We start from the raw sequence: 23,020 nt of genomic DNA, 5'->3' as shown, positions 1-23,020 counted from the left end.
CCCTGCGACGGTGGTCAGCGATGCCATCGCGCCGCGTGAAGCCCTGGCGATCAGCCACTCGACAGGCAGGCAAGGGTGGCCGCGCTCGATGTCGTGCGCCGTCATCGGTGTGCCGTATCACTCGTTCACGTCCAGGTCCAGACCTTGCACCTTATTTCGATATCTGTCAATTTAGACGTATGCCTAATCAAGATCCGTCGTACGAGTCATGCGGATCGCCACTGGCAGGGGAGCCGCTCGACCAGCGGGAAGCCGAGCAGCTCGCGGGCGTGTTCAAGGCTCTGGCGGAACCCGCGAGGCTGCGCTTGCTGTCGCTGATCGCCGCACACGCGGGCGGCGAGGCGTGCGTGTGTGAGCTCACCGGGGCGTTCGAGGTCTCTGGGCCAACCATCTCGCATCACCTGAAGGTACTCCGTGAAGCGGGGTTGATCGAAGGCGAACGGCGCGGGACGTGGATCTACTACCGGGTGCGGTCAGATGTGCTCGGCCAGTTGTCCTGCGTGTTGCGACCCGCTGATAGCAGCGCCGTGCGGGCATGACTGAGGTGCGCATCGCTGATCGCGCCCGGTCTCCTGTCGTCACAGGTCTGTCCGCACTAGACCGTTATCTGCCATTGTGGATCGGGGCCGCGATGGCAGGCGGGCTGCTGGCAGGCAGCTGGATACCTGGATTGGGACCGGCGCTCGACGCGATCCAGATCGACGGGATCTCGCTACCGATCGCGCTGGGGCTGTTGGTGATGATGTACCCGGTCCTGGCGAAGGTGCGCTATGACCGGTTGGACACTGTCACCGAGGACAAGCGGCTACTGGTGACATCGCTGGTGCTGAACTGGGTCGTGGGTCCGGCAGTGATGTTCGCCCTAGCGTGGATCTTCCTACCGGACCTGCCCGAGTACCGCGCCGGCCTGATCATCGTCGGGCTCGCCCGGTGTATCGCGATGGTGATCATCTGGAACGACCTCGCACGAGGTGATCGCGAAGCCGCTGCCCGTCCTGGTCGCGCTGAACTCCCTTTTCCAAGTGGTGGCCTTCGCCGCACTGGGGTGGCTCTACTTGTGGTTGCTACCGGGGTGGCTCGGACTCGAGCAGTCCGGGCTCGATGTGGCCGTGTGGGACATCGCGTACTCGGTGCTGAGCGCTCCGCAGGATGTCGCCCGGATCGCCATCCCGCTCCTGGTCTACTTCGGATTGATGTGGCTCGGCTCGTTGGCGTTGGGTTGGATACTGCGGATGCCGTACAGCAGGGCTGTGGCGTTGACGTTCACCGCGGCAGGCAACAACTTCGAACTGGCGATCGCGGTGTCCATCGCGACGTTCGGCGTCACTTCAGGGCAGGCGCTCGCCGGGGCTGTCGGGCCGCTGATCGAAGTTCCGGTATTGGTTGGACTGGTATACGTCTCCCTGCGAGTCCAGCGCTACTTCACTCGGGCCGACGCGGGACCCGGCTGAGCTCTGTGACAAGGAGGAAGCGCCGTGGAGACGACACCGAAAGTGCTGTTCGTGTGCGTACACAACGCGGGTCGTTCCCAGATGGCAGCCGCGTTGCTAGAGCATCACGGGAGAGGAAGGGTCGCGGTGCGCTCCGCGGGTACGGCGCCAGCCGGAGAGGTCAACCCACTCGTCTGTCACGCGATGTCCGAGCTCGGTATCGATATCACTCGCGCCCAGCCCCAGCAGCTCACATCCGACTCGGTTGAGGCGTCCGACGTAGTGATCACGATGGGGTGCGGTGATGCGTGCCCGGTCTATCCGGGCACACGCTACCTCGATTGGCCACTTGACGACCCGGCAGGTCAGCCGCTGGAGGTGGTCCGAAAGATCCGGGACGAGATCGAGGCGCGAGTGCGTGGCTTGCTCAACGAGCTCGACGCCGTTGCCGACTAGTGCCGCGTCGCGTCGGGAATGTTCGATCTACGCGAGGTGTACCGGAGATCGAGCGAATGCCGTCCGAGGCCTACGGCGACACCATTCCCGCCACGGTGGCCAGCAGCGACACGGCGATGATCACGAACAGCAGCAGCATGATGACCGCCACAGCCACCCCAGCCGAGGTCTTGGCCTGCCCGTCGGTGAACACCCGCCGTGCCTGCGAGGTCGCTCCCGCCATCAGGCGGTGCGCGTTCCCGTCACCGGCGGAGTCGCTGTCTCCGGAATCCTGCCGTGAGCCCGTCGCTCCGGCCCCGCCATCGCCCTGCCCCGCGGGATCGTCCTCGAGCGCTGCCTTGATGAAGTCCGCGACCCTGTCGGGGTCTGACTCGATTCGCCGGCGAGCAGGTGCGTCGAAGCTGTCGCTGTCGGTTCCCGGTACCGAAGCACGCGTACTCTCCCCAGTGATCAACCCGGCCAGCGGGTCGGGATACATGGGTTCGGGTGATGGTGCCTGGGTGCCGTCGACGGTGTTCGACCGTGGCCGCATACCCTCTCACTCCCACTGATACGTGTTGTCGGATCTGACCCGCTCGGGAACGTCCGCAGCTCAGGGTATCCAGCCTCGCCGCCACAGTCAGTAATGCATGCGAGCGAAAATCCGCAAGAACCGTCACGCTCGGTAGTCGCGCACTCCTCTAGTAGGGAGAGTCACTTCGATTTCGCGGTGGAGCGGCGCTTCTTCGGCGCGGGTCCTTTCGCCCGCTTCTCCGCGAGCAGCTCAGCGGCGCGCTCGTCGGTGAGCTCCTCGACGGTGTCACCCTTGCGCAGCGAGGCGTTGTACTCCCCGTCGGTCACGTACGGGCCGAACCTCCCGTCCTTGACCACCATCGGCTTGCCGGTCTCGGGGTCGTTGCTCAGCTCCTTAAGCGGAGCCTTCGCGGCAGCTTGCCTGCCCCGGCGCTTCGGCTCCGCGAAGATTTTCAACGCCTCGTCCAGCGTGACGGTGAAGATCTGTTCCTCGGTTTCCAGCGACCGGGAATCGGTGCCGCGCTTCAGGTACGGGCCGTACCGCCCGTTCTGCGCCGTGATCTCCTCGCCGGACTCCGGATCGACCCCGACCACCCTCGGCAGCGAGAGCAGCTTGAGCGCATCCTCCAACGTGACCGTATCCAGCGACATCGACTTCAACAGTGACGCGGTGCGCGGCTTGGGCTTGCTGGACTTGCCGCCCTTCTTCGCCTTCCCGTTGCTCCCGCTGCTGCTGTTGCTGTCCGTCGCCGTGGCATCGTCCGGCAGGATCTCCGTGACGTACGGGCCGAACCGCCCGTCCTTGGCCACGATCTCGTGGCCGGTTTCCGGGTCAGTGCCCAGCACCCTGCCCTCGACCGGGGTGGCGAACAGCTTCTCGGCCACCTCCGGAGTCAGCTCGTCCGGCGGTAGGTCCTCGGGCAGGTTCGCACGTTGCGAGCCGCCGTCGACTTCCCGCTCCAAGTACGGCCCGTAGCGACCCACCCGCACGTACACCGTGGTGCCGGAGTCGTCGGTGTACATCGGGATCGAATTGATCTCCCGCGCGTCGATATCCTCCACGCCGCTGCCGACCAGCTTCTTCAACCCGCCCGAGCGGCCGACCGAACCCTCCGGCCCGACGTCGCCACCGAAGTAGAAACCGGACAGCCAGCGTGTCCGGTCCTGGTTGCCCGCGGCGATAGCGTCGAGTTCGTCCTCCATGGCCGCGGTGAAGTCGTAGTCGACCAACCGCTCGAAGTGCTGCTCAAGCAAGCCGACCACGGAGAACGCCAACCAGGAGGGCACCAGCGCGGAGCCCTTCTTCCACACATAGCCCCGCGCCTGAATGGTGTTGATGATCGAGGCGTAGGTGGACGGCCTGCCGATGCCCAGCTCCTCGAGCGCCTTGACCAGACTCGCCTCCGTGTAGCGCGGCGGGGGGTTGGTGGTGTGCCCGTCCGGCTGCAGCGCGATCGACCGCACCCGCTGGTCCCGCTCGAGGTGCGGCAGCCTGCGCTCGGCGTCATCGGCCTCGCCGCCTGCCTCGCTGTCCACCGCCTCGACGTAGGCGCGGAGGAACCCGGCGAAGGTGATGGTGCGGCCGGTGGCTGAGAAGACGCACTCCTCACCGGTGCCTGCGGCGACGCCAGTGATCCGCACCGACATCGTGGTTCCCTTGGCGTCCGCCATCTGCGAGGCGATGGTGCGCTGCCAGATCAGCTCGTAGAGCCGGAAGTCGTCGGTCTCCAGCTCGCCCGCGACCTGTCCCGGGGTGCGGAACGTCTCACCCGCCGGGCGGATCGCCTCGTGCGCCTCCTGGGCGTTTTTCACCGTGCGGGTGTACTGGCGCGGCTTCGGCGACAGGTACTCGGCACCGTACAGCTCGGTCGCCTGCTGCCGTGCGGCGTTGATCGCGGTTTCCGACAGCGTCGTCGAGTCGGTCCGCATGTAGGTGATGTAACCGTTCTCGTAGAGCCGCTGGGCGGCCCGCATCGTGCGGTCCGCCGCGAACCGCAGTTTCCTGCTGGCCTCCTGCTGCAACGTGGAGGTCATGAACGGGGCGTACGGCTTGCGGGTGTACGGCTTCGACTCGACGCTGCTGACCGTGAAGTCCTGGCCGGTGAGCGCCTCCGCCAACCGGGTGGCTTCGGCCTCATCGAGCACCCGCGTCTCGGCGCCTGCCGTCGCGGACTCCTTCAGCCTGCCGTCCGGGCCGAAATCCTTCCCGGTCGCCAACCGGGCCCCGTCCACCGACACCAGCCGCGCGGGAAACGTACCCGCACCGTTGCCGTCAGCGCTGTCACCCTCACCGGCGTTCATGGTGGCCGCGATGTCCCAGTAGCTCGCGGAGGTGAATCGGATGCGCTCTCGCTCCCGCTGGACAACCACCCTGGTCGCCACCGATTGCACCCGGCCGGCCGACAGCTTCGGCATGACCTTCTTCCACAGCACCGGCGAGACCTCGTAGCCGTACAACCGGTCGAGGATCCGCCGGGTTTCCTGCGCGTCGACCAGGTTCGAGTCCAGCTCTCGGGGGTTCTCCGCGGCCGCGCGGATGGCGGGCTCGGTGATCTCGTGGAACACCATCCGGCGCACCGGCACCTTCGGTTTGAGGGCCTCGAGTAGGTGCCACGCGATGGCCTCGCCTTCGCGGTCACCATCAGTGGCGAGATAGAGCTCGTCGACGTCGGCCAGCAACTGCTTGAGCTCGTTGACGGTCGGCTTCTTGTCCGGAGTGACGACGTAGAGCGGTTCGAAGTCGTTGTCGACGTTCACGCCCAGCCGCGCCCACGGCTCACCCTTGTACTTCGCGGGTACGTCCGATGCCCCCCTCGGCAGATCCCTGATGTGCCCCTTCGACGACTCGACGACGTACTCGCCGCCGAGGTAAGAAGCGATCTTGCGAGCTTTGGCAGGCGACTCGACGATCACCAGCCTGCGACGCGACGCCCCGCCCGATGCGGCGCGACCGCCGCGCTTGCTCCCTGTCGATCCAGCCACTGCTCGGCAGCCTCCGCTTCTTCGTCGCTCAGCAAGGGTCCCCGGCACGATCTCCCAGGGTGAACCTGTACCGAGCGGTACGTACTCGCTCAGGGTGGCAGAACGAACAGCACCCCACCCCGTGTTCCACCACTAGCATGCACAACGGGTCGCGCACCTCGGCAGGGTGGTGTGATCTGACCGTCACGACCCGCCCTCACGGGCCGCGTGAAGCACCGTCCCGGGCACCGCGCCGGAGTCCTACGGCCTACGAGGCTGCCACGGCGCGGGCAGGCGCCGGCCACTGGCCCTGGGCACCCGGCGGTGCGGGACCGATCAGCTCGGCGAGCCTGCGCATCCGCCGGACTCCCTCGATCCGGACCGCCGGGCCGCCGGACCGGGCTCCCAGCAGGTTTGACGAATACGCGGCAGATGTCAACCCCATCGCGCTTAACCTGCTGAGCAACGGCCGGTGGGTTCCCGTAGCGCGCGTGTCGAGCTGCAGCAGGTAACCCCTGCCACCGCGCTTGCCAGACGGCCAACCGCACGCCAACATCCACAACCGGAGCATCGCCCCGTCAAGCGCGAGATCCCCCGGCACCGCCTTGACCGCTCCCCGGGTCCACGCACGCGCCAGCGGCAACAGGTCGGCACGGAACGCGGTTCGCACGCACGGCAAGCCGTCCTCGGCGGCGGTCACCTGCGCATCGACGCCCCTGGCACCGCACTCGGCGAGCAGCGCCTCGGCCCGCCACTGCTCGGCAACCACCACCGACAGTCGAGCCGCCGTATCCGCGAAGCAGGCGATCTGCCCCGAACCGCACAGCAGCCCGGCGAGATCGGTGACGGCGGGGGCGCTCGCCTCGGCGGAGAAGAACGTCAGCTGTGCCACGCCCCACAGTGTAGAACACGCGTTCGAGGTTTGTCGTGGCCTCGTTCCCGCCGGATCGGGTGAGTGGCCGGTCGCTAATCACGGCCGGGATCGATGCTCGGTTTCGAACCGGAGGCCATGAACTCACCGCAGGACTCCGCCGACCGGCTGGCCTCGGCGAACTCGGGTACGCGCTCCATCCCGCCGAGCAGGTTCACCTCGCCCACCTCGTCGAGGACCGAGGTGGTGACCTCCAGCGCGTTCCTGGTCTCCTCGGCGCCCGGTTCACCCCGTCGCACCTCATCCAGCCGTTCCCTGGCGACCTCCGAGCGGTCATGGAGCTCCTGGAAGGCGTCCTTGGCCTTGTCGGCGGCCTCGTCCCCGCCCGGAATCGGCGACGGTTCGAGATCGTCGAGCTCCGCGACGAGCTCGTCCAGTCCGCCACTGACCTGGGCGAGCATGTTCATCGAGGTCTCCGAGGCACGCTCAGGGGAGCTCGGGTCGACCTTCGGTGCCCGGGAAACGACCTCCACCAGCCCGAGTGCCGCGCTGCAATACTCCTCCGCCCACACCACCGCGGGCTCGTGGCCGCCGTCGGTCGCTGACTCCGGGGGACCGACAGCGGTGTCGGCGTCGCGTTCCGCCGTGCCCTGACCGCACCCGGCGAGCACGGCCACGCAGACGATCACGGCCGTCACAGTTGTACGCTGCCGCATAACCGCACTCCTCGCAGCTCCCCGACGGCGACTCGTAGTCGCTCACCCTAATACAACTGGCCCCATCTCGCGCCTCGAGCGAGATGGGGCCAGTCGCGGGTTGCCTGCTACGAGGAGCGTGCCTCCTCCTGCGCCGGGCTGTCGGAGATCGAACCAGCGCGCCGCTTGGCGACCACGATCGCCGTCACGATGATCGCGACAGCGATCAGCGCGATCGTGATGCGAATCGGGTCGGAGGCATCCGGGCCCACGCTGAACTGCACCACGGCGGGCGCAATCAGCAGCGAGACCAGGTTCATGACCTTCAGCAGCGGGTTGATCGCCGGTCCCGCGGTGTCCTTGAACGGATCACCGACCGTGTCACCGATCACGGTCGCCGCGTGCGCCTCGGAGCCCTTACCGCCGTAGTTGCCGTCCTCGACGAGCTTCTTGGCGTTGTCCCAGGCGCCGCCGGAGTTGGCGAGGAACACCGCCATCAACACGCCCGCCGTGATGGCACCGCCCAGATACCCGGCGAGCGCTCCGGTGCCGAGGCCGAATCCGACCGCGATCGGGGCGAAGATGGCCAACAGCCCAGGCGTGGCCAGCTCCCGCAGCGAGTCCCTGGTGACGATGTCGACCACCCGGCCGTACTCGGGCTTGCTTGTGCCCTCCATGATCCCGGGAATGCTGCGGAACTGCCGCCGCACCTCCTGGACCACCGCTCCCGCCGCACGCGAGACCGCGTTGATCGCCAGACCGGTGAACAGGAACACCACGGAGGCGCCGATGATCACGCCGACCAGCGTGTTCGGGCTGACGATCTCGACGTTGAACGAGTTCGGCAGCTCGCCGGGGGCCAGCCCCATCTCGGCGACCCGGTCCCGGATCGAGGTCATGTACGAGCCGAACAACGCGGTCGCCGCGAGCACGGCTGTGGAGATCGCGATGCCCTTGGTCACCGCCTTGGTGGTGTTGCCGACCGAGTCCAGCTCAGCGAGCACCTGCGCGCCCTCGCCCTGGATGTCACCGGACATCTCGGCGATGCCCTGGGCGTTGTCGGCCACCGGCCCGAAGGTGTCCATGGCGACGGTGACGCCGACGGTGGTCAACAGCCCGGTCCCGACCAGCGCGACCAGGAACAGCGCGATCAACACCGAGCCGGTGAGCAGGAAAGCACCGTACACCGCGGCGGCGACGACCAGCGCGGTGTAGACCGCCGACTCGAAGCCGACGGACAGGCCCGACAGGATCACGGTGGCGGGGCCGGTGCCACCGGTCTTGGCCACATCCTGCACCGGCTTGCGCTCGGGCGCGGTGAAGTAGCCGGTCAGCCACATGATCACACCCGCGAGCACGATACCGATGATCACAGCCGCGCTGGCCACCAACGCCGGGTTGGCGGTGGTTTCCGGGTCGTCGAACTCGGCGGGCAGGAAGATGAACGCGGCGGCCACCGACAGCACCGCGGAGATCGCCCCGGACAGGTAGAACGAACGGTTGATGGCCCGCAGGCCGGATTCCGACCCGCGCACGCGGGTGATATACACGCCGATCACCGCGGTGACCACACCGATGGCGGGCACGATCAGCGGGAACGTCATCCCGGCGGCCTCGGCACCGAACGCGAAGCTTCCCAGGATCAGCGCGGCGACCAGGGTCACCGCGTAGGACTCGAAGAGGTCGGCGGCCATACCCGCGCAGTCGCCGACGTTGTCGCCGACGTTGTCGGCGATGGTCGCGGCATTTCGGGGGTCGTCCTCGGGAATGTTCTGCTCGATCTTGCCGACCAGGTCGGCACCGACATCCGCCGCCTTGGTGAAGATACCGCCACCGACACGCATGAACATGGCCAGCAAGGCGGCACCGAGCCCGAAGCCCTCCAGCACCTTCGGGGCATCGCCCGCGTAAACCAGAACCACCATCGCGGCGCCGAACAGGCCCAGCCCGATGGTGAACATGCCAGCCACGCCACCGGTGCGGAAGGCGATGCGCAGCGCCTGTTGGCGGTTCGCTCCCTCGCGGGCCGCAGCCGCCACGCGCACGTTCGTTCGCGTGGCAAGCCACATGCCCAGGTAGCCGATCGCGAAGGAGAACGCGGCTCCCACGAGGAAGAAGATCGAACGGCCGATCCGTTCCGCCCAATCGTCGGCGGGAAGGAAGAACAACAGCACGAACACCACCGCACCGAAGATGGCGAGGGTGTTGCGCTGCCTGTTGAGGTATGCGGCAGCACCTTCCTGCACGGCCCTGGCGATCTCCTGCATGCGCTCGGTGCCCTGGCCGGAGGCCAGCACCTCGCGCAGCAGGCCGTAACCAACGGCCAGCGCAGCAAGGGCGATCACGGCGACCACGGCTACGATGCCGTAGTCACCTCCGGACAGCTCCGGACTGTCCGCGAGGAATAGCCGGGACATTCGTCCTCCTGTTCATCGTCCACATCTCGCCTGTCGCCAGCGCCGAGGGCGACAACCCAAACCTGCGCCGCCACTGACGTGGGACCTGTATCACACGGGTGATGTGGGCGGAGTCTATTGGTCCGAAGGCGCCGACCGTATTGTGGGTCCGCTCACACCGCCGCCAAGCTGGCCGGAACCCTCCCGGGTGCATACTGGGTAGCCGGGAGTAGGCAAGGGCGGTCGGCGCCGCACCGCAACCGGCGTGGGAGAGGCAGCGCACGAGGAGATGCCAGGCCAAGCTGGACAGTTGCTTGAGCGCATCCTGTCCGGGCTGGCCCCGCAGGAGTGTCCCGTCACCCACCACACCGTGCTACCCGCGCGGGACGGTTCGACCGCGGATTGGCCAGCGTGGGCACCCGACGACGTGGTCACCGCACTGGCCGGCACCGGGATCCGTTTCCCCTGGTCACACCAGCGACTGGCCGCCGACACCGCCTGGTCCGGCCAGCACGTGGTGCTGTCGACCGGTACCGCCTCCGGGAAGTCCTTCGGCTACCGGTTGCCGGTGCTCTCGGCGCTCTACACGGCGAACGCGCACGAGACCGGCAACGGCGGCGCGAGGCAACGCTCTGCCGCCACCGCCACCGGCGCGCACTCCGCTACCGGCGCCACCGCGCTGTACCTGGCACCGACCAAGGCGCTGGCCGCCGACCAGGTCCGCGGCGTCACCGAGCTGCAGCTACCCGGCATCCGCGCGGCGACCTACGACGGTGACACCCCCACGGCCGAACGCGACTGGGTCCGCACACACGCCAACTGGGTGTTCACCAACCCCGACATGCTGCATTTCGGCATCCTCGCCAGGCACAGCCGCTGGCAGCGGCTGCTGCGTGACCTGCGTTACATCGTGATCGACGAGTGTCACAGCTATCGGGGTGTCTTCGGTTCACACGTGGCGCTGCTGCTGCGCAGGCTGTACCGGATCGCGGAGCACTACGGCGCGCGACCCGTGCTCGTGCTGGCCTCGGCGACGATGGCCGAGCCCGCGGAGTTCGCGACACGGTTGACCGGACTGGACTGCACGGCGGTCACCGAGGACGCTTCACCCCACGGCGCGCGTACTGTGGCGCTGTGGGAGCCCCCGCTGCGACCGGAGGTCACCGGGGAGAACGGCGCCCCGGTGCGGCGTTCGGCTGGCGCCGAAGCCGCGCGCGTGCTGGCGGACCTCGTCACCGAGGGAGCGCGAACCCTGGCGTTCGTGCGGTCACGACGCGGGGCCGAGCTGACCGCCCTCACGGCGGCGCGTTATCTGTCCGAAGTAGACCAGGACCTCGCGGCGCAGGTCGCCGTCTACCGAGCGGGCCTGCTCAGCGAGGAACGGCGCGCGCTGGAACGCGATCTCCTCGACGGGCGGCTGCGCGGGGTGGCGACCACGAACGCGCTGGAACTCGGCGTGGACATCGCCGGCCTGGACGCAGTGGTGCTGGCGGGCTACCCGGGAACACTGGCGTCGTTCTGGCAGCAGGCGGGGCGTGCGGGCAGGGCGGGCGCTGAATCGCTCGTGGTGTTCATCGCCAGGGACGATCCACTCGACACCTACCTCGTCCACAATCCGTCGGCGATACTGGACCAGCCGTTCGAGGCGACCGTGCTCGATCCCGGCAACCCCAACGTACTGGCCCCGCACCTGGTCTGCGCGGCGGCTGAGCTACCGCTACGCGCCGGTGAACTGGACCGATTCGGCAGGGGAGCCAGGACGCTACTGGACTCGCTCGCCTCCTGCGGCACGCTGCGGCGCCGGGCGAGCGGCTGGTACTGGACGTCGCTGCGCCACCCGCACGAGGAGGTGGCGATCCGGGGCACCGGAGGTGAGCAGATCACCGTGGTCGAGGGGGAAACCGCCCGCATTCTGGGCACTGTGGACCCCGCTACCGCGTGTGCCACGGTACATCCCGGCGCCGTGTATCTGCACCAGGGAACGTCCTACGTGGTCGACGAGCTGGACCTGGACCACCACGTGGCCTTCGTGCACCACGAGGACCCGGAGTGGAACACGACGGCACGTCAGACCACGGATATCGCCGTGCTGGAGGTGGAACGGCAGCTCGACGCGGGCGGTATCCGCATGGCGCTGGGCACTGTCACGGTCACCGAGCAGGTTGTCGGCTACCTGCGGAAGCTGCCGAGCGGCGAGGTCATCGATCAGGTCCCCCTCGACCTACCGCCGCAGCGATTAACCACCCGCGCGGTCTGGTACTCGATCAGCGAGGAGCTGCTGAACGGCAGGGCACCGGGGGGCGCTCGGTTGGATCCGGAGCGCCTCCCCGGTGCCCTGCATGCAGCCGAGCACGCGGCGATCGGCCTACTACCGCTGTTCGCCACCTGCGACCGGTGGGATGTCGGCGGCGTGTCCACGGCACTGCACGAGGACACCGGGGAGGCAACGGTGTTCGTGCACGATGGGCATCCCGGGGGCGCGGGATTCGCCGACCGTGGTTACGCCACTCTCATCCCGTGGTTGGCCGCTACGCGGGAGGCGATCGTCTCCTGCGAGTGCTCGGCCGGATGCCCGTCCTGCGTTCAGTCGCCGAAATGCGGTAATGGCAACGAACCGCTGGACAAGGCCGGGGCGGTGACCGTACTCGACATCGTTCTCGGGGCCACCCGCGAGGAGGGGATCGGCGGTACGTGAGGGATGAGGGAGCGATCCCCCACCACACCCTCCGCGCGGTGAACGATGCCGGTACAACGGTCTCACCTGCCCCTATGCTGCGGAGGTACCCACGGGGTGAGAGGTATCCTCCGCGAGCTCGGTCACGCCGGTCGTGACCGCCCGCAGGGCACGGACGAGGATTCCGTGCACGGCAGCCGGGTGCGGCAACTTCCACTCCCAGATCTCGGGCTTGACCCGCCAGTGCACGACTCCGTGCTCGAACGGGGTCGGCGGAACGGGCACGAAGCTGCCCTCGCCGTGCCATCGCACCCCGGCACGCTCGGCGAGCTCGTCGGGAACCGGGCGACCCGCTTCGGTGAGATACAGCCACTTGCCGTTCGGCATCGACATGATCGGTGCCGGCCGCTCGGCGGCACGAAGTAGCGTGGCCGCCATCCGGCCCAGCTCGTCGTCGACCTCGACGGCATCCACGACGCTCCCGGTCGCCACGAGCACGCTGTACGGGTGGGTCGCCCACCATCCCGCGATGCGCTGAGGGTGGGGCTCGTGGCGCTCCACCCAACCTGCCCGTACGGGCACCGGGCTGCCCTCGGTCGAGGCCCCCCGGTAGGTACCGGGGACGACGGGCCACCCCCTCGAGGCCAACCCGATCGCGGCGGCACGCAACTCGATACGGAACGCGTCTCGCCACCCAACAGTGTCCAACATCTCCTACTCCCGCCTCCATCTGATAGTGGGTTCGGTGCTGATCACTCCCCGACCAGCACCGCACCGTGTGAGCTGGCTCACCGCCAGCCAGCACCGGCTCACGTCAACCGAGTTCGGCATCGCACTCACCGGTTCTGCTGTGTTGCTGTGACCAAGTCAACAACACGACGGCGCGTCGCCGGAAGTGCGCGGTCGGTAACCGGCTGTCAATGGGCGATGAACGACGTGGTGGAACGGCCGCACCAAATTCCGATCTACCGCTCACAGCCATCGATCAGCCGTCAACGGGGCCTGCTCGCGCCACCGCCCGCGCCGCACCGAACTCGCCGGGCACCATCGGTGGTGGCACACGCACCTCGACGACCGCATCCCACTCGCGCAGTTCACAGCTGTACAGCCGGGCACTCATCCGGTCGGCAACCCGCCCGGCCGCATCGCAGGCCGCACCGGTACCGCTCGTCGCATCCGCCGCAGCGGCCAGCGCGGCCAGATCCGCCACCGCTGCGGCGCGGTGCCGCGCGACGGTAGCGGCACCCAGCGACATCAACAACGTGTAGACCAGCAGTATCGCCAGCACCGCACCTGCTGCCCACACCGTGGCGAACCCGCGATCATCGCGACCGCTCATCCCCCGCCGCTCCCGGTTCGATGACGGCGAACGCCTCAGCGGTGACGTTCACCCCGGGCAACAGACCGCCCACCGACGGCGCCGTGACGGTCACCGTGACTTCCCCGGCGGCGACATCCACGTCCCACCGAGCGCCGGAAGGGGCGATACGGGACACCGCCCGGTCCACCCGCTCCGGTTCGCCGCGGGCGACGAGTCTGGCAGCCTCCCGCGCCGCATCGGTACAGCGCAGCTGGTCGGTCACCGCCGCGATCCCCGCCACGGTCACCACCAGCACCGCAACCAGCACCAGCACCGCGATCGCCGCCTCGACAGTGACCGCACCACGGTCATCGGCCCGCACCGTCACCCGCCGGCTCGCCCCTCGGCGCGCCATCGCGAGTCAGACCCCGCTCGACAAGGCACGTTCGATCAACGACGTGAGCCCGCCGACGACGGAATCACCGGTCACCACGCTGTAGAGCACGGCAGCGAACGCAGCGGCGGCCACGGTGCCGATGGCGTACTCCGCGGTCGTCATCCCGTCGTCGCTTGCCCACATCCGACGCAGCCGCGGCACCAGGTGCCGCGGCAGGCACGGCGGGTGGTAGCTGCGCCGAACCGTCGTCGTTTCGTTCCGCATCGGTGCCGCGGGAACATTCAGGGTCATCGGCATGAAACGTCACCTCCATGATCGGGCCAGCTTGGTCCATTCCGTGTCACTCCAGCGGTGCTCCGTCGAGCACCCCGACGGCCCATCACCGCGATCGGTGCGCGGGCCGCCCTCACACCCCCATGAACTCCCCGGCGAGGCCGGCGATCACCGGCGCGACCCCCAGGCAGAGGAACGCGGGCAGGAAGCACAGGCCGAGCGGTGCCGTGATCAGTACCCCGGCCCGCTGCGCGTCGGCTTCGGCACGGTCGGCGAGCTCCCCCCGGACGCGACCGGCCAGCTCCACGGCCGTTCCCGCCAGCGCCGTTCCCGAGCTGGCCGCCCGGCGCGCCGCCGTCGCCAGCTCCGCGGTGTCCGGACAGGACAGCGCGGGTTGCCAGGCGGCGCGGGGATCCGCCCCCAGCGCGAGCAGCTCCGCCGTGTCCCGCAGCGCCTTCGACGCCGGTCCGCGCACCACCTCGGCCGCCGTACCGATCGCTTCGGGGACGGCCAGCCCCGCCCGCAGGCTCGTGGCGAGCAGGTCCCATCCCGTGGCGAGGTCCAGCCGATCGGCGATGCTGCTCCTGCCTCGGCCAAGCGAGCCCGCCAGCAGGCGGCGACACCCGGCGACCAACACAGCGGTCAGCAGCCCGGCGCACAGCGCGTACCAACCGCCGAACACCACCAGCGGCACGCTCGCGAGTACGGCGATACCGAGCACGGTGCGGGCGCGGCCGGATACCCCGCGGCGCCGCGCGGCCGGAGGCCGGGGCAGCAGCTCCCGGGCCCGAGCGGACGCTACGGCACCAGAGGGCATCACGAGCACGCCCGCTGCGATCATCGCGACAGTGACCGCGCTCATACCGGCACGTCCTGCCGGGTCAGCCGGGCGCTCCACATCGTGCCCGCGCACAGCAGCACACCGCCCAACAACAGCAGGACCTGACCGTGCCCGGTCATAGCGAGCACCGCGACCGGGCCAGCGCCCATGAGCTCGCCGAGGGCGATGCCGAGCACCGGCAGCGCGACCAGTACCAGCACACTCGCCCTCGGCCCCGCCATCCTCGCCGATCGCTGCCCGGCAAGCCGGGCGGCGGCTTCGAGGTCCCCGCGTACCGCGTCCAGCGCCTCGGCCAGCGGCACGCCGGAGCGCTCGGCCAGCGACCACGCGCGGGCGATCCGCAGCAGCGGCCTGCTGGCCGCACCGTCACCATTCGCCGCGCCGGGAACCACCGTCCCGGCTTCCCCACCCAGCCGGGTATGGGCAGCCATGGCATGCAGCGCCGACCCTTCCGGGGTGTCCTGCCCACCCGCATCCTCCGCGGCGTCGAACACCGCCGTCGCGGGATGTACTCCGGCACGGAGCCTGCCGACCAGCGTGCGCAGCGCGGCCGCACCACGCCGCGCCGTCGCCAGCCGCGCCCGCTCCCGACGGCGCTCCCACGCCATACGCCAGGTCAGCAGCGTCGCCATACCGAACACAGCCGCACCAGCCGGGCCGAGCCAGGCAAACCCGGCAAGCACGGCAAGCACCGCCCCGGTCAACACCGCCCCGGCGCGCCACCCGGGCAAGTGCCGCACCACTGCTGGCGGCGGGAACGTGGTCAGGGGCGACGGCGCGCGCCGCCGCGTCCCGCCGGTACACCGGCGCAGTCGCGCGGGAGCACGCCGGATCGGCAAGCTGGCAACGCCCAGACCGAGCAGCGAAACCACGAGCATGGTCGGTGCGGTCATGTCAGCCCCACTCCCCGGTGTGCCAGCGCGCGAGTGAGCAGGTCCCGATGCTCGGTCCAGCTTCCCGACCGCCAGGCGGGAACGATCTCCACGCCGCCGCCCGCCCGGCGCAGCACGCCGATGTCCTCGAGTGCCCTGCCGCCGTCAGATCTGCGTCGCATATGCAGCACCACCTGCACCGCCGCGGCAAGCTGACCGTGCAGCGCATCGCGGTCCATGCCGCCAAGCGCGGCCAACGCCTCCAACCTCGCCGGCACCTCGGCGGGCGAGTTGGCGTGCACGGTGCAGGCACCACCGTCGTGCCCGGTGTTGAGCGCGGTCAGCAGATCGACCACCTCGCGTCCCCTGACCTCACCGAGCACCAGCCGGTCGGGACGCATGCGCAGTGCTTGACGCACCAAATCGCGCAACGTGATCTCACCGGCCCCCTCGACGTTGGCCTGCCTGGCGAGCAGCCGGACGAACTGCGGGTGTCCCGGCCGCAGCTCGCCGGCATCCTCCACGCAGACGATGCGCTCACCCGCAGGCACGGCTGCCAGCAGCGCACCGAGCAGCGTGCTCTTACCCGAGCCGGTGCATCCGGTCACCAGGAACGCCAACCGCGCGGTAACGATCGCTTCCAGCAGGGACTTCGTCGGCCGGTCGAAGGTGCCCCGTTCGGCGAGCTCGACCAGGTCGTACGCGGTGTGATGCAACACCCGCAGCGAGAGGCAGGTGCCGTCGGCGGCCACCGGGGGAAGTACAGCGTGCATCCTGATCGGCCGTTGCGCGCAGGATTGCGGTAACCAGCCGTCTACGTAGGGTTGGGCGTCGTCGAGCCTGCGCCCCGCTGTCAGTGCCAGCCGCTGGGCCAGCCGACGTACCGCCTGCTCATCGGCGAAGCTGACCGTGCTGTGGCGCAGCCCGCCATGGCCGTCCACCCATACCTGATCGGGCGCTGACACCAGCACATCCGTCACGTCCGGATCACTCAACAGGTGCTCGAGCGGTCCGAGTCCGACAAGCTCCTGCCGCACCGTGCGCAACGCCCGCAACATGTCGCCGTGGGTGGTAACCCCACCGATCTCCGCGCGCACCGCTTCGGCCATGGCCGAGGGCTGGACGCTGGTGCCTTCCTCGGCCAGTCGCCTGCGCACCCGTTCCACGAGCTCGGGACGCATCAGGCTGCCCCGTACTCGCCGCTTGCCTCGGGCAACGCGCACAGCACCGCTCGCGCACCGGTGGCCAGCGGTCCGCGCGGGCGTGGCCGGAACTGCCCCCGCTCCAGCGCGGCCGCCAGCCGCGGTTCGGCGCGCATCGCGGTGACCAGCGGCAGCTCCAGCACATCGGCGATCTCCTGCGCGGGCAGCGCTTCTGGTGCGGGCCCACGCACCACGAGCCCGAGCCGGTCGGTCAGCTCGCGTAGCCACCCGAGCACCTGCTGGGCGGAGGTACACGCCCGTACCTCGGCGGGTATCACCACGCACACCAGATCGGCGAGCTCCACGACGCGACGGCACGCGGGATCGGGGCGCCGAGGGAGGTCGCATACCACCGTCCTGCCCGCTCGCCTGCCCGCCTCCAGTACGGCCGCCACACCGTCCTCGCTCGGCCCGCCACCGTCGCGTCCGCAGGACAGCACGGCCAGCTCACCACCATCGTGGGAGAATCGCGGGAGGGCGTCGCGCAGCGCACGCATCGACACCCGTCCCGACCCCAGGTTCAGCTCGGGCCAGCGGGACCCGCTGTCCAGTTCCGCCCCGAGCACCAGGTCGATACCGCCCGCCAGCGCGTCGCAGTCGACGAGCAGCGCGTCCCGCCCGGTGTGGCAGGCGGTCAACGCGACGGCGCTCGACAGTACCGACGCCCCCGCGCCCCCGCGCCCGCCAACCACCGCGACCACCGTGCCGTCGCCGGCACCGGGCCCGTCCGCGGCATCGGCCAGTACCGCCACCAGACACGACTCATCGTCCGGCAGTCGCAGCACCTGCTCGGCACCCACCCGGAAGGCCTGCTGCCAGGTCTCGGGGGAGGGTTCGTCGCGGCAGATCAGTACCACGGTGCCTTCGGCTCGCGAGGTCCCCGCAGCCCCGGGAGGCCCGGAGGTCCCGGGCATCACCTGCCGCGTCAGGCACCGCGGCAGGGCCGCTTCGTCCAGGATCAGCAACGGGGCGTCCCTGAACCGGGATCGCGCCGCGTCGAGGTCGACGGCTCGTTCGAGCTCGCAGCCGACCGAGGCGGCCAGCCGCAGTACCTGGTCGAGCTGGTCCTCGTCGTCGACGACGACCAGCGGGCGGGACACCGCCCCGGTGTCGGAGCCGCTCGCGGTGTCGGATCGTACGTCGGTCATCGCCCTACCCCCGTCCGGCTTCGCATCAGGCGGATACGGGTCAACCGTCACCGCCTGCCCCCGTCACCGCCAAGACCCGCCCCGCCGTTCCTGTGGACAACCGCCCCGTGTGGATAGCTCCGGAAGAAAACCCCACTCGGCCGACCCGTATCGAGCCGAGTATCACTCCGGCCACGACATGTCGCGGTCGCGCCTTATGCTGGCCTCATGGGCAAGCCCCTCGATCGCATGACCGGCAACCGGACCGCGGCATTCTTCGACCTCGACAAGACCATCATCGCGTCGTCCAGCGCGCTCGCGTTCAGCAAGCCGCTGCTCCGGCAGGGCCTGATCAACCGGCGCGCGGCGCTCAAGAGTGCCTACGCGCAGCTGGTGTTCTCGCTGTCCGGCGCGGACGCGGACAGGACGGAACGGCTGCGCGCACAGATCTCCGCGCTGTGTTCCGGGTGGGACGTCGCTCAGGTCAGCGCGATCGTGCAGGAGACGCTGCACGACGTCGTCGACCCGCTCGTCTACGCGGAGGCCACCGAGATCATCGCGAGCCACAAGGCCGACGGGCACGACGTCATCGTGCTGTCGGCGACCGGAGCCGAAGTCGTCCAGCCGATCGCCGAGATGCTGGGAGCCGACTCCTGGGTAGCCACCCGCATGGAGATCGTGGACGGGCGCTACTCCGGGAACGTCGAGTTCTACTGCTACGGCGAACAGAAGGCGGCCGCTGCGCAGCAGCTCGCCGAGACACACGGCTATGAGCTCCAGCATTGCCACGCCTACACCGATTCGAGTACCGACCTTCCGCTGCTGGAGGCTGTCGGCAATCCCTGTGCGGTGAACCCGGACAGGGCGCTGCGCAAGCTGGCGGACGAGCGGGGATGGCCGATGCTGACCTTCAACAAACCGGTCTCGCTGCGCTCCAGGCTTCCGGGGGCGGGTGCCACCGCGGTGGCACTCGGCGTCGGTGTGGGAGCGGTGGCAGCTGGCGCCACGTGGTACGGCCTCCGGCACCGCCGGAAAGGGCACTGACCTCGGCCGGATCACCCCCAGGAACCACAGCGCCAACGCGCACACCGGAACCGGATCTTAGCAGGTCAGGGTGCATAAGTCACGGCAATTGCCGTCTGTACCGGTGCACCCGTATCAGTCCCGGCGCACCCCTTGCAGTGCCAGCGGCCCCTGGGTAAAAAGAAGGTGCGGACTCCTGGAGGCCAGGGACGGGACACCAAGCGAAGTCCCATCCCCCCCGAAGGGACTCCGTGCGCGGACGTCGGGAACCCACGCGGAGCACGCCGCGGGAGGCTTGTCGTCAAGGGACTGCGTACCGGGACGCCGGGCGCCGAGTCCCAGGGAATGCGACACGAAACGCACGCATGGTACCCCGATCGCCTGCGCTATCCGGCGGCGTCAGCTGGCATTGTCCAGCGGGCGCCGCCTACTTATGTCTTGCACCGGCCTGCACCGGCCAGCGCCCCTACTGCTCGGCCCGCTCGGTGCTGGCGTCGGCGATGCTCCGCGCCTCCCTGGCACCGGCCTGGATCGTCTCGCAGCAGAACAGCAGCCAGTCGCTCACACCTTCCGGCTGCCCACCAGCGAAACTCGCCGCGGTATCCCGGTAACGGCGTAGCCGCCGCAGGTACGCCACCTCCGGGACGCACAGGCCTTTGGGGTCGAGACCGGTCGCGATCATGGTGAGCCTGCTCGCCGCGCGCGCCACCACGCCGTCCGCGGTGCCGAACGCCTCCAGGCTCAGCAGCTCACCGTGCACCACGGCGGCCAGCACCGGGCCCGGCACGGAGGTGCCCCCAGTCACCAGCTCGGCGAGCAGCTCGAGCCGCTCGGAGACCTCGGCGGTACCGCGTGGCCTGCCGAGCCAGTCGGGATCGTCGACCAGGTCCGCCGCTGCCAGCACATGGAGCCTGGCGAGCACCTGCATCGGGGCGCGCTGCCACGTCGGCAGCAGCGAACCGAGTGCCTCACCGACGCGCAACGCCCCAGCCAGCGACGGCTCGGCCACCTGCCCACCGGTGGGCAGCTCGGCGTCGGCGCCGTCGATCGCCGCTGACGCGCGCGCCGCTCGCACCGACGCTTCCGCGGCCGTCGTCGCCCAGCCACGCCGGTTCGCCGGATGCGCGTGTACCCCGTCGACGGCCTCGCGCGCGGCGGTGACCGCATCGCCGACGCCGGGCAGGTCGAGCAGGGGAGCCAACGGATCTGTCACAGCCACCGACCCTAGCGGGCCCACAGTGGCGCTGTTGGGCCGGCGGTGGACGAGGTCCGCTGGATCACTGCAACGGACCGATCGGGGGCGGGGCCGGACCGCTCGCCGCTCGTACGGGTGCACCCGTTTCGCTCGGGTACTAACGTCAGTACCGTAGCGGCGTCACCCACCATGGCGTACATCACGATCGAGTTCGGCTACGAGTACGAACACGGCCGGCCGTGTGGGCGGGCACGGTCACAGGCATACGGATTCGAGGAGGCCCCGCACCATGGCAGAGCAATCCCCAGCGCTCGACAACTTGCTCAGCGAGAACCGTACGTTCGGCCCGAGCCCGGAGTTCGCGGCGCGCGCGAACGTCACGGCCGATGCCTACGCCGAGGCCGCGGCCGACCGTGAGGCGTTCTGGGCGGCCCAGGCTGAGCGTCTTCACTGGGATACCCGGTGGAGCCAGGTCCTCGACTGGTCGAACGCGCCGTTCGCGGAGTGGTTCGTCGGCGGGAAGCTCAACGTCGCCTACAACTGTGTGGATCGCCATGTCGAGGCCGGCTACGGCGACCAGGTCGCCATTCACTGGGTCGGCGAGCCGGGTGACACCAGGGACATCACCTACGCCGAGCTGCGGCGTGAGGTCTGCCGCGCGGCCAACGCACTGACCTCGTTGGGAGTCACGGCACACGACAGGGTGGCCATCCAGTTGCAGATGATCCCCGAGGCCATCGTCGCGATGCTCGCGTGCGCCCGGATCGGCGCGCTGCACAGCGTGGTGTTCGGCGGATTCTCGCCGGCGGCGCTACGCACCCGCGTGGACGACGCGCAGGCGAAGGTCGTCATCACCTCGGACGGGCAGTACCGCAGGGGCAAGGCAGCGCCGATGAAGGCGGCCGTTGACGAGGCGCTGACCGGCGCGGAGACCGTGGAGAAGGTCCTGGTGGTGCGCCGTACCGGCGACGAGATCGGCGAGGTGCCGTGGCAGGAGGACCGCGACCTGTGGTGGCACGAGCTGCTCGACTCGCAGCCCGAGGAGCACACGCCGCAGGCCTTCGACTCCGAGCACCCGCTGTACATCCTCTACACCTCGGGGACGACCGGCAAACCGAAAGGCATCCTGCACACCTCGGGTGGTTACCTGACCCAGGCGGCATACACCCATCACGCGGTCTTCGATCACAAGCCCGGCGAGGACATCTACTGGTGCACGGCCGACATCGGCTGGGTGACCGGCCACACCTACATCGTGTACGGGCCGCTGGCCAACCGGGCTCGGCAGGTCGTCTACGAGGGCACCCCCAACACGCCGCACGAGGGCAGGCACTGGGAGATCGTGCAGCACTACAAGGTGTCGCTGTACTACACCGCCCCCACACTGATCCGCACCTTCATGAAGTGGGGCGACGACATCCCGGCCGCTTACGACCTCTCCTCGCTCCGGCTGCTCGGCACCGTCGGTGAGCCCATCAACCCGGAAGCGTGGATCTGGTACCGCGAGCACATCGGTGGTGGCACCGCGCCGATCGTCGACACCTGGTGGCAGACCGAAACCGGCGGCATCATGATCGCCCCGCTGCCGGGTGTCACGCACACCAAGCCGGGTTCGGCACAGCGACCGCTGCCGGGAATCTCGGCCAAGGTGGTCGACGATTCCGGCGCCGAGGTACCGCACGGTTCCGGTGGTTACCTCGTGCTGGACAAGCCGTGGCCCGGCATGCTGCGCGGCATCTGGGGCGACGACGAGCGGTACCGGGAAACGTACTGGTCCCGGTTCGCCGAGCAGGGATACTACTTCGCAGGTGACGGCGCGAAGTACGACGATGACGGCGATATCTGGCTGCTCGGCAGGGTGGACGACGTCATGAACGTCTCCGGGCACCGGATCTCCACCACCGAGGTGGAATCGGCACTGGTCTCGCACCCGGACGTGGCCGAGGCCGCCGTGGTGGGCGCCACCGACGAGACCACCGGGCAGGGGGTGGTCGCGTTCGTGATCCTGCGTGGCGGGGCGGCATCGGCCGCTGATGGTGACAGCAGTGCCGCCGTTGACGCACTGCGGCAGCACGTGGCCGCCGAGATCGGGCCTATCGCCAAGCCCCGGCAGATCATGGTGGTGCCGGAGCTGCCCAAGACCCGTTCCGGCAAGATCATGCGCCGCCTGCTGCGGGACGTGGCCGAGAACCGGGAGATCGGTGACGTGACCACCCTGGCCGATTCCTCGGTCATGGACCTGATCTCCGAGGGTCTGCGCAAGGGCACCGACGAGGACTAGCCGCGGGCAGGCCGTGCCCTCGCGGAGCGCCGGTAGACACACAGCCGGATACTCCGCGGGGGCACGCATGGTGCCCCTCGATGAGCACGACCGCCCGCGAACCCATTCACACGCTCACTGTCGGTGCCGCACATTAGTGTCCACGCATGACATTGAAACTCGAAATGGTCACGATCGACTGTGCGGATCCCCAGCGGCTGGCCGAGTTCTGGACACACGTCCTCGACATGCACGTCGCCGCGGATTACGGCGAGTTCATCATGCTCGCGCCGAACACCGAGGGTACACCGCATCTGGGGTTACAGCGGGTTCCCGAACCGAAATCGGTGAAGAATCGGACCCACCTCGACCTGCTCTCGACCGACCGCGCCGGGGATGTGCGGTGGCTCGTGCAGCTGGGAGCCACCGAAGTGGCCGAGGAATCCATCCCCGACTTCCTCGACTGGACCGTACTCACCGACCCCGAGGGAAACGAGTTCTGCGTAGGCCAGCTCCAGGAATAGCTCCGCACCG

At 69.2% G+C, this 23,020-nt stretch carries 20 protein-coding genes and 1 pseudogene; 7 read left to right on the top strand and 14 right to left on the bottom strand.

The genetic code is table 11. The features are described from left to right. The first annotated feature begins 179 nt into the window (after nt 1-179). From F8178_RS02605 to F8178_RS02595, 3 genes and pseudogenes are all read left to right on the top strand, one after another. Nucleotides 180-539 carry a metalloregulator ArsR/SmtB family transcription factor gene (locus F8178_RS02605; RefSeq protein WP_317492958.1) on the top strand — a complete coding sequence of 120 codons (360 nt, stop codon included), beginning with the start codon at nt 180-182 and terminating at the stop codon, nt 537-539. After that, nucleotides 536-1,451 (top strand): annotated as a pseudogene (locus F8178_RS02600) (arsenic resistance protein). Before F8178_RS02605 ends, F8178_RS02600 begins: the two are co-directional and overlap by 4 nt. A gap of 81 nt (nt 1,452-1,532) precedes the next feature. Continuing rightward, nucleotides 1,533-1,886 (top strand): arsenate reductase ArsC, encoded by a 354-nt coding sequence (locus F8178_RS02595; RefSeq protein WP_396344960.1) that lies wholly within the window; start codon nt 1,533-1,535, stop codon nt 1,884-1,886. A gap of 70 nt (nt 1,887-1,956) precedes the next feature. Here F8178_RS02595 and F8178_RS02590 read toward each other — a convergent pair whose 3' ends face one another. The 5 genes from F8178_RS02590 to F8178_RS02570 all read right to left on the bottom strand — a co-directional run bounded on the left by F8178_RS02590 (nt 1,957) and on the right by F8178_RS02570 (nt 9,343). Beyond that, on the bottom strand, nt 1,957-2,418 hold the full coding sequence (locus F8178_RS02590; RefSeq protein ID WP_317492956.1) for a hypothetical protein: 462 nt from the start codon (nt 2,416-2,418) through the stop codon (nt 1,957-1,959). A 161-nt stretch (nt 2,419-2,579) separates the two neighbouring features. Further along, nucleotides 2,580-5,381 carry a type I DNA topoisomerase gene (topA, locus tag F8178_RS02585; RefSeq protein WP_317492955.1) on the bottom strand — a complete coding sequence of 934 codons (2,802 nt, stop codon included), beginning with the start codon at nt 5,379-5,381 and terminating at the stop codon, nt 2,580-2,582. Nucleotides 5,382-5,628: 247 nt separating this feature from the next. Further along, nucleotides 5,629-6,252: a hypothetical protein gene (locus F8178_RS02580; protein WP_317492954.1), complete on the bottom strand. Its 624-nt coding sequence runs from the start codon at nt 6,250-6,252 to the stop codon at nt 5,629-5,631. Between the two features lie 74 nt (nt 6,253-6,326). Beyond that, the gene (locus tag F8178_RS02575; protein WP_317492953.1) at nt 6,327-6,947 is read right to left on the bottom strand and encodes a hypothetical protein; all 621 of its coding nucleotides are present in this window, start codon (nt 6,945-6,947) and stop codon (nt 6,327-6,329) included. A gap of 107 nt (nt 6,948-7,054) precedes the next feature. After that, nucleotides 7,055-9,343: a sodium-translocating pyrophosphatase gene (locus F8178_RS02570; protein ID WP_317492952.1), complete on the bottom strand. Its 2,289-nt coding sequence runs from the start codon at nt 9,341-9,343 to the stop codon at nt 7,055-7,057. A 268-nt stretch (nt 9,344-9,611) separates the two neighbouring features. On the opposite strand from F8178_RS02570, the gene F8178_RS02565 reads away from it, so the two are divergent. Then, a complete protein-coding gene (locus F8178_RS02565; protein WP_317492951.1) occupies nt 9,612-12,017 on the top strand; it encodes a DEAD/DEAH box helicase in 2,406 nt (801 codons plus the stop codon). 72 nt (nt 12,018-12,089) lie between these two features. On the opposite strand, the gene F8178_RS02560 is transcribed toward F8178_RS02565, so the two are convergent. The 8 genes from F8178_RS02560 to ssd all read right to left on the bottom strand — a co-directional run bounded on the left by F8178_RS02560 (nt 12,090) and on the right by ssd (nt 18,029). Continuing rightward, nucleotides 12,090-12,707 (bottom strand): bifunctional DNA primase/polymerase, encoded by a 618-nt coding sequence (locus tag F8178_RS02560; RefSeq protein ID WP_317492950.1) that lies wholly within the window; start codon nt 12,705-12,707, stop codon nt 12,090-12,092. A gap of 274 nt (nt 12,708-12,981) precedes the next feature. Further along, nucleotides 12,982-13,335, bottom strand: coding sequence for an Rv3654c family TadE-like protein (locus tag F8178_RS02555; protein WP_317492949.1), 354 nt, complete (start codon nt 13,333-13,335; stop codon nt 12,982-12,984). After that, nucleotides 13,319-13,684 (bottom strand): TadE family type IV pilus minor pilin, encoded by a 366-nt coding sequence (locus F8178_RS02550; protein ID WP_317492948.1) that lies wholly within the window; start codon nt 13,682-13,684, stop codon nt 13,319-13,321. Before F8178_RS02550 ends, F8178_RS02555 begins: the two co-directional genes overlap by 17 nt. Nucleotides 13,685-13,717: 33 nt before the next feature. Further along, entirely contained in the window at nt 13,718-13,876 is a 159-nt protein-coding gene (locus F8178_RS02545) for a DUF4244 domain-containing protein (RefSeq protein WP_317493064.1), read from the bottom strand. 223 nt (nt 13,877-14,099) lie between these two features. After that, nucleotides 14,100-14,828 (bottom strand): type II secretion system F family protein, encoded by a 729-nt coding sequence (locus F8178_RS02540; protein ID WP_317492947.1) that lies wholly within the window; start codon nt 14,826-14,828, stop codon nt 14,100-14,102. Continuing rightward, a complete protein-coding gene (locus F8178_RS02535; RefSeq protein WP_317492946.1) occupies nt 14,825-15,700 on the bottom strand; it encodes a type II secretion system F family protein in 876 nt (291 codons plus the stop codon). Before F8178_RS02535 ends, F8178_RS02540 begins: the two co-directional genes overlap by 4 nt. Next, nucleotides 15,697-16,860, bottom strand: coding sequence for a TadA family conjugal transfer-associated ATPase (locus F8178_RS02530; RefSeq protein ID WP_317492945.1), 1,164 nt, complete (start codon nt 16,858-16,860; stop codon nt 15,697-15,699). Before F8178_RS02530 ends, F8178_RS02535 begins: the two co-directional genes overlap by 4 nt. Next, nucleotides 16,860-18,029: a septum site-determining protein Ssd gene (ssd, locus tag F8178_RS02525; protein ID WP_317492944.1), complete on the bottom strand. Its 1,170-nt coding sequence runs from the start codon at nt 18,027-18,029 to the stop codon at nt 16,860-16,862. The genes F8178_RS02530 and ssd overlap by 1 nt, the downstream gene beginning before the upstream one ends. 207 nt (nt 18,030-18,236) lie before the next feature. On the opposite strand from ssd, the gene F8178_RS02520 reads away from it, so the two are divergent. Then, nucleotides 18,237-19,052, top strand: a complete 816-nt coding sequence (locus tag F8178_RS02520; protein WP_317492943.1) for an HAD-IB family hydrolase — start codon at nt 18,237-18,239, stop codon at nt 19,050-19,052. A 445-nt stretch (nt 19,053-19,497) separates the two neighbouring features. Here the strand turns inward: F8178_RS02520 and F8178_RS02515 are convergent, their stop codons facing one another. Next, entirely contained in the window at nt 19,498-20,244 is a 747-nt protein-coding gene (locus F8178_RS02515) for an oxidoreductase (protein ID WP_317492942.1), read from the bottom strand. Nucleotides 20,245-20,515: 271 nt separating this feature from the next. Between F8178_RS02515 and acs the strand changes: the two genes are divergently transcribed. Beyond that, the gene (gene acs, locus F8178_RS02510; RefSeq protein WP_317492941.1) at nt 20,516-22,507 is read left to right on the top strand and encodes an acetate--CoA ligase; all 1,992 of its coding nucleotides are present in this window, start codon (nt 20,516-20,518) and stop codon (nt 22,505-22,507) included. A gap of 146 nt (nt 22,508-22,653) precedes the next feature. Beyond that, entirely contained in the window at nt 22,654-23,010 is a 357-nt protein-coding gene (locus tag F8178_RS02505) for a VOC family protein (protein WP_317492940.1), read from the top strand. Nucleotides 23,011-23,020: the final 10 nt, after the last annotated feature.

This window comes from Haloechinothrix sp. LS1_15, assembly GCF_033042135.1.
Lineage (GTDB): Bacteria > Actinomycetota > Actinomycetes > Mycobacteriales > Pseudonocardiaceae > Haloechinothrix.
Note: the sequence above shows the minus strand (reverse complement) of the source record. Positions and strands in the feature narration are given on the sequence as shown.